At 64.6% G+C, this 6,018-nt stretch carries 8 protein-coding genes, 1 tRNA gene and 1 pseudogene; 3 read left to right on the top strand and 7 right to left on the bottom strand.

The window, feature by feature from the left end; translation table 11 throughout:
* The 3 genes from tig to P3W97_RS07735 all read right to left on the bottom strand — a co-directional run.
* On the bottom strand, window positions 1-1,097 hold a 1,097-nt coding region (tig, locus tag P3W97_RS07745), incomplete at its 3' end, for a trigger factor (RefSeq protein ID WP_300845434.1).
* 220 nt (window positions 1,098-1,317) lie between these two features.
* Window positions 1,318-1,869 (bottom strand): SLC13 family permease, encoded by a 552-nt coding sequence (locus P3W97_RS07740; RefSeq protein ID WP_300845432.1) that lies wholly within the window; start codon window positions 1,867-1,869, stop codon window positions 1,318-1,320.
* Window positions 1,870-2,047: 178 nt separating this feature from the next.
* A complete protein-coding gene (locus P3W97_RS07735; protein ID WP_300845430.1) occupies window positions 2,048-2,311 on the bottom strand; it encodes a hypothetical protein in 264 nt (87 codons plus the stop codon).
* Window positions 2,312-3,154: 843 nt separating this feature from the next.
* Here P3W97_RS07735 and P3W97_RS07730 point away from each other — a divergent pair.
* Both P3W97_RS07730 and P3W97_RS07725 read left to right on the top strand, forming a co-directional pair.
* Window positions 3,155-3,376, top strand: coding sequence for an antitoxin MazE family protein (locus P3W97_RS07730; RefSeq protein WP_300845436.1), 222 nt, complete (start codon window positions 3,155-3,157; stop codon window positions 3,374-3,376).
* A complete protein-coding gene (locus P3W97_RS07725) occupies window positions 3,373-3,699 on the top strand; it encodes a type II toxin-antitoxin system PemK/MazF family toxin (RefSeq protein WP_300845428.1) in 327 nt (108 codons plus the stop codon). Before P3W97_RS07730 ends, P3W97_RS07725 begins: the two co-directional genes overlap by 4 nt.
* A 123-nt stretch (window positions 3,700-3,822) precedes the next feature.
* Here P3W97_RS07725 and P3W97_RS07720 read toward each other — a convergent pair.
* Window positions 3,823-4,002: pseudogene (locus P3W97_RS07720) on the bottom strand (transposase); the annotation flags it as partial.
* 74 nt (window positions 4,003-4,076) lie between these two features.
* Between P3W97_RS07720 and P3W97_RS07715 the strand changes: the two are divergent.
* The gene (locus P3W97_RS07715; RefSeq protein ID WP_300845425.1) at window positions 4,077-4,682 is read left to right on the top strand and encodes a hypothetical protein; all 606 of its coding nucleotides are present in this window, start codon (window positions 4,077-4,079) and stop codon (window positions 4,680-4,682) included.
* 81 nt (window positions 4,683-4,763) lie between these two features.
* Here P3W97_RS07715 and P3W97_RS07710 read toward each other — a convergent pair.
* The 3 genes from P3W97_RS07710 to P3W97_RS07700 form a co-directional block, all read right to left on the bottom strand.
* Window positions 4,764-4,839: transfer RNA gene (locus P3W97_RS07710), tRNA-Lys, on the bottom strand.
* A gap of 102 nt (window positions 4,840-4,941) precedes the next feature.
* The gene (locus P3W97_RS07705; RefSeq protein WP_300845422.1) at window positions 4,942-5,760 is read right to left on the bottom strand and encodes a tRNA threonylcarbamoyladenosine dehydratase; all 819 of its coding nucleotides are present in this window, start codon (window positions 5,758-5,760) and stop codon (window positions 4,942-4,944) included.
* Window positions 5,753-5,989, bottom strand: coding sequence for a YeeE/YedE thiosulfate transporter family protein (locus tag P3W97_RS07700; protein ID WP_300845420.1), 237 nt, complete (start codon window positions 5,987-5,989; stop codon window positions 5,753-5,755). Before P3W97_RS07700 ends, P3W97_RS07705 begins: the two co-directional genes overlap by 8 nt.
* Window positions 5,990-6,018 lie beyond the last annotated feature (29 nt).

Raw genomic sequence — 6,018 nt, 5'->3', positions numbered from 1 at the left:
CGCAAGTCGTTGGCCTTGATCAGCTCGGCCACCACCAGTCCCAGGCGCACGCGGCGCTCGGCCTGCTGCTGGAACAGCTCGCGCGGGATGGGTGCCTTGTCGGCATCCTGGATGCCGCGCTGCTTCAAGTCGTTGCGCGCGCCCTCGACCAGGCGGTCGATCTCGGCCTCCACGGCGGCCTTGGGCAGGTCGAGCTCGGCCGCTGCCGCCAGCGCATCCAGCGCGGTCGCCTTGTTGCGCGCCTGCAGACGGAACTTGACCTCCCGCTCCAGATTGCGGCGAATGTCCTCGCGCAGCGCCTCCATCGTGCCCGCCTCGATGCCGAGCGACTTGACGAAGGCCTCATCGACTTCGGGCAGGTGCTGCTGCTCGATCTTCTTGACCGTCACCAGGAAGTCCGCGGTCTTGCCGGCCACTTCCTTGCCGTGGTAGTCCTCAGGAAAGGCCAGGGGAAAAGTCTTGGACTCACCAACCTTCATGCCCAGCACAGCGTCCTCAAACTCCTTGAGCATCTGGCCGTCACTCAGCACAAAAGCGAAGTCGGTGGCCTGCCCCCCTTGGAAGGGCTCGCCATCGATCTTGCCCTCGAAGTCGATGGTCACGCGGTCGCCCAACTGCGCGGCCTCGCCGTCGGCGCGGTCGGTAAAGGTCCGGCGCTGCTTGCGCAGAATGTCCAGCGTGCGCTCGATAGCGGCCTCGTCCACTTCGGCCTGCAACTGTTCCACCTCGGTGGCTGACAGGTCCCCGATCTTGACCTCGGGAAACACCTCGAAAACCGCCTCGAACGCTACCACACCCTCGGGGGCGCCGTCCTTCTCGGTGATGCGCGGCTGGCCGGCCACGCGCAACTGCGCCTCGGCGACGGCGGCGCTAAAAGCCTGGCCGACCTGATCGTTCATGACCTCATAGTGGACCGAGTAGCCGTAGCGCTGGGCGACGACCGACAGCGGCACCTTGCCCGGCCGAAAACCGTCGAGCTTGACCTGGCGCTGCAGGCGCTTGAGGCGGGTGTCCACCTCTTTCTGGATCGCCTCGAGCGGCAGTTCGAGCGTGATCTTGCGCTCGAGCTTATCCAGGGTTTCGACATTGACTGCCATGATTGCTCCTGTGTATCGAAGACGGACCTGCCCGCAGGACAAATCCAGGAATATTCCGTGGCGACGCATCGCCCCCATCGGCACGCCGGCGACCTGTTGGCGGCTTCAGCGGTGATGGGGTGCCGCTGTGACCGCCCATCCTGACGATACTGCCAACGGACTGAACGCCGCCTGTGCCCGACGGATCGGGCAAACGTGCGATTGTAGCGAAGCGCCGAACTCAAAGCCCCAGGGCCGCGCTGCCCCACTGCCACCAGGCCAGCAAGCTGATCACCTTGACCGGCACCCCCACGACGGCATGCCGATACCAGTCGATCTCAATGCCATCACGCCCAGCCAAATCGGGGACGATCAAGTTGGCTATGGAGCCGACCAGCAGCAGATTGCCCGCGTAAGCGCTGACCAGCGCCAGTGTGACCGCCAGGGCATGGCTGCCCAGATGCGGCAGCAGGAGCATGACCGCCGGCACATTGGAGACAAGGTTGGACGGCATCACGCCGGTGATGGCGAGCACCAGCGGATCAGCCAGCGTCACGCCCCGGGCCGCCAGCGCCGTCACCGCCCGCGCCGCCAACCCTGTGCCTTCGAAGCCGTGGTTGACGATGAACAAGCCAGCAAGGAGCGACAGCAAAAACCAATCCACCAAGCCCATGACCTGGGAGGAGTGCATGCGCCGGCTCAACAACAACACGCCGGCCGCCACCAGCGCGGCCGCCTCCCGCTGCCAAGAGGCCCTTGGAGGCTTGCCACCGGTCAAAGGCCGGGCCTTCATCCCACTCGCTGACACCGGCAGGCACCACCACGACGCTGCAGCGCTGGCCGACCCGCAAGCGCCAGACCGTCAGCCCCCACAAACCCACCAGGGCCAGCAGCACCGGCGGCAACGCGGCCTGCAGATAGGCGCCGAAGGGCGCCCCGACCAAACACGGGACTGGGGCCCAGCCGCGCCGTCACGCGATGCGGACGACAACCGGCGTCATCGCCGCATAAAAGCACGCCAAGCGCATCTGGGCCGACACCAGCATGAAAGCGAAGAGCAGCGCCACCGTCGGCAGATCGATGGCGGCCGCAGCCTCCACCACCGACCAGCCATTGACCGCAATCATGGCGATGGCCCCCAGCCCCGCCACGCTGCTGCGGTCCAGGCGCAGCCGCGGCAGGCCCGCAAGGAACATGCCCGGATAGACGATGGCAAACACCAGCGGTGGCAGCATGGCGCACATCGGGATCGACCCAAAATTCAACCATGAAATCAGTACAGTACCCTCCGGCAGGCAGGTGGCTTGCTCCATGCCCAGACCTCACTTGCTTCCCACGAAAGGCGGGCTTCGAGCTCCTGGCGCAACCCTCGGCACACGCGCTCGACCGCGCGCAGGCTCGCCTCGATTCCGAGTTCATTGCTCAACTTCTGGCGCAGCACGTCGCAGTTGCCCCGGTACTGAAGAAGACGCCCCCGCAGCCACCCCTCATGACCGCCCAAAACGCTGGCACGCTGTGGCTACCTATACGGCACCGGCCCGCCCTCAGGTACCGCCGCACCGCGTCAAGCGCGATGCCCAGAGCCCGGGAGATTCGCTTCGCACCCCAACCTGACAGCCCCAACCGAACGATCGTCGTGACTGCTTCCGGCTCCGACATCTCCTGTCCTCCGCAACCTACACGGCGTACAGGATCTGCCTCAATGTGCTTCGTTTCCAACGATGGCCTCCTCGCGAACAAGGAGGGTCAATTCCTCGGGTCGCCAAGGGGGCAATTTACGGTGTCGCCTGACAGCCAGAGGCCTACGAGCGCAGACCTGTGCTGCAATCCGACCGCGCGATGCCATACCAAAGCCACAACAAGGGCGTACAGCTGTTTGTGGCACCGGGTTGATCGGATATGTGACCACCGCCCACGGAAAATTGCTCGGGAAGCCTTAAAACCAGCCTTGCTGGGCATCTCGTGTCTGCCGCACGTCGCCGTCCGGCACCTTGAATGTCCTGCCTCTTCCGCCAGGTGTTGCATGTTACGACCTGGCCGTACACGACGTTGCATGTAACTTGTTTGACGACTTGGAAATGGCAGCAAACGTCAATCAGCGCGTCCAAAAGCACCGCGATGCACTGCGCAGGGCGGGGCTGCGTCCGGTTCAAATCTGGGTGCCGGACACGCGCCGCCCGGACTTTGCGCAGGGGTGCCGCCGCCAATGCCTGCTTGTGGCTCAGGCCGACCGTGCTGACACCGCCATGCAGCAGTGTATGGATGAAGCCTTGGCAGACGTAGACGGCTGGACGGCGTGATGCGCGGCGATCTGGTCACCATCGCCATGCAAGGCGACCTTGACAAGCCACGGCCCGCACTTGTCGTTCAGGCCAACCAGTTCAGCGAGCTCGGCAGCGTCACCGTGCTGCCCATCACCCGCACGCTTGTTGCCGCGCCGTTGCTGCGCGTCACGGTGCAGCCGAGCGCAGAGAACGGCTTGCAGAAGCCGTCTCAGGTGATGGTGGACAAGGCCATGACCGTAAAGCGCGACAAGGTCGGGCCCGCCTTCGGGCGCATCGGGACAGATGCGCTGCTGGAGGTGGAGCGCTGCTTGGCCGTATTCTTGGGGATTGCGAAATGAAAACGCTCGATGACTTGCTCGCACGCATGCCAGAGCTGCAAGAGCGAGCGAAAGCGATGCGGCTGACCGAAGACCCGGCCTGGCCGGCGCGGTCTGCGAGAGGCGCTTTGCCGTTCGAAGCACAGCCAGCAGCCGCTTGAGCTTGGCATTCTCGCCCTCGAGCTCACGCAGCCCCTCGGCATCCGTGACCCGCATACCGCCGTACTTGGCTCGCCACTTGTAGAAGGAGGCGTCGCTGAAGCCGCCTTGCCAGCACAACTCCTTGACCGGTATACCGGCCTCAGCCTGTCTGAGGAAACCAATATCCTCGGTGACAGTGACACCCTGGCGATGCTAAGCTGTGACGAGCGGATTGCACGGCCGACGATTTTCTTTGTATGGAACTGATCTTCCTTGTGCTGGCGGTGGGAGCCAGCCTTCAAGTCATCAAGGTTGGCGAACAGCGGCACCGCATTCGCTTGCTCGGCCGCTATTTGCAGCCCTACCAAATCGAGCGTCTGATGGAAACCTTGCTCGAGGGCTATCTGCGCGCGCTGGATGAGCAGGATTCGGCACGGCGCGAGCAGATCTGGGCACAGCTGACTGCGACCGAAACCCAACTGCGGGACCAGATCCGCCGACTGGCTGCTGATGTCCAGCAGATTTGGCCGGACGATGCCCTGGTCAGCACTTTGCCCATCGCGCTGCCCCGTGCGCACAAATTTTTTCCGCGTGCCACCTTCGATCTGCGTCGTGCCTTGGCGATACACGCCGCAGGCATCGAAGCGGTCGTGGCCAACCAGGCTGGACTGTCCCGGCGGGACCAGGCTTATCGGCTAAGCGCCGAGATGTTGCTGCTGCAGCACACCTGTCACTGGTTCTGCCGCTCGCGCACCGTGGCCTCGGCGCGCATGCTGGCCCGACACAAAACCGACCACAGCCAAGTGGTGCAGGCCGTCTCCCCCCAAACGAGGGAAGCGTACCAGAAGCTCATCGCAGCATAAGACCCGGTCCGAAAGGGGCGCCCCCCTGGAACGAGACCCGCCGGCGGGCTTCGCTGTGGATGGGATGGGTGGGGGTAGATTTGGTGGGTCGTGCAGGATTCGAACCTGCGACCAACGGATTAAAAGTCCGCTGCTCTACCGACTGAGCTAACGACCCGATGCCAAGCGCTATCGGCGCCTTGGCGTTTGCAACGAAAAGCAAGATTATAGACGCAATTTCCCGCCTCGCCAAAGCCGATGTGCCAATGTGCTGCCACCATCAGCCGCGGCCGGTGGCCAGGGCATCCATGACCCAGCCTGCAGCGCACAGCCCAAAGGTGGCCGTCACCGCCACGCTGGAGCCGTATCCATGACAATTGAGCGACCCGTCGGCGGCTCCGCTCTGGACACACGCTGGGTCGGGCGCAGCGACAGGCTCGCGGCTAAACACCGCCGTCACGCCTATCTGCCCCTGGCGCGGTGCACCATGCCCTTTGCGCAGCCGCTGCCGCAACTGTGCGAGCAGCGGGTCGTGGGTGGCATCGGCAATGTCGGCAATCTCGACGCGATCCCCGCGCCGCTTGCCTCCGGCGGCGCCGGCGCTGATGAATAGGCAGCGCGTGTGCAGCGCCCATGCCGCCATGGCCGTCTTGGCCGCCATCTGGTCGCAGGCATCGATGACGGCAAACGGACCATTGGTCCCTTGGCAGGCGCGGGCTTGGCGCAACACGTCTGGCCAGTTGTCCGGGGTCACAAAGTCCTCGATGGTGCATACCCGACAGCCCGAATGAATGGCCACGATGCGCGCATGCATGGCCTGCACCTTGGCCTGTCCATAGGCGCCCTCCAGGGCGTGGATCTGTCGGTTGGTGTTGGACTCGGCGATGTGGTCCAGATCGACCAGGGTGATGCGGCCCACGCCACTGCGGGCCAGGGCCTCGGCAGCCCACGACCCTACCCCACCCACACCGACGACGATGACATGCGCGTCGAAAACCCGCTGTGCGCCCTGCGGGCCGTACAGCCGCCGCAGGCCGCCAAAGCGTCGTTCGAAATCGACCGCTATCGGGAGTGCCGCAGCAAGGATGCGCTCACTCACGCTCGAGCAACCACCATTGGAAGCGCAGCCCCCCCAACGCACCCGCCACGATGCCCGCAAAAGCAATCGCGCTGGTCACACTCAGCGTGGACCGCCCCGACAAGCCCTGCCCCACCGTGCAGCCCAAGGCCGTGACGCCGCCCACCCACATCCAGACGGCACCCAACAGAAGCAGCGCACTGTCACGCGTGCCATAAAACACTACCCAACGCAACGAGCGCCTGACCACGCCCAGTCACTTATACACATCTCCGAGCC

The sequence above is a fragment of the Tepidimonas sp. genome, from assembly GCF_029335975.1.
GTDB lineage: Bacteria > Pseudomonadota > Gammaproteobacteria > Burkholderiales > Burkholderiaceae_C > Tepidimonas.
Note: the sequence above shows the minus strand (reverse complement) of the source record. Positions and strands in the feature narration are given on the sequence as shown.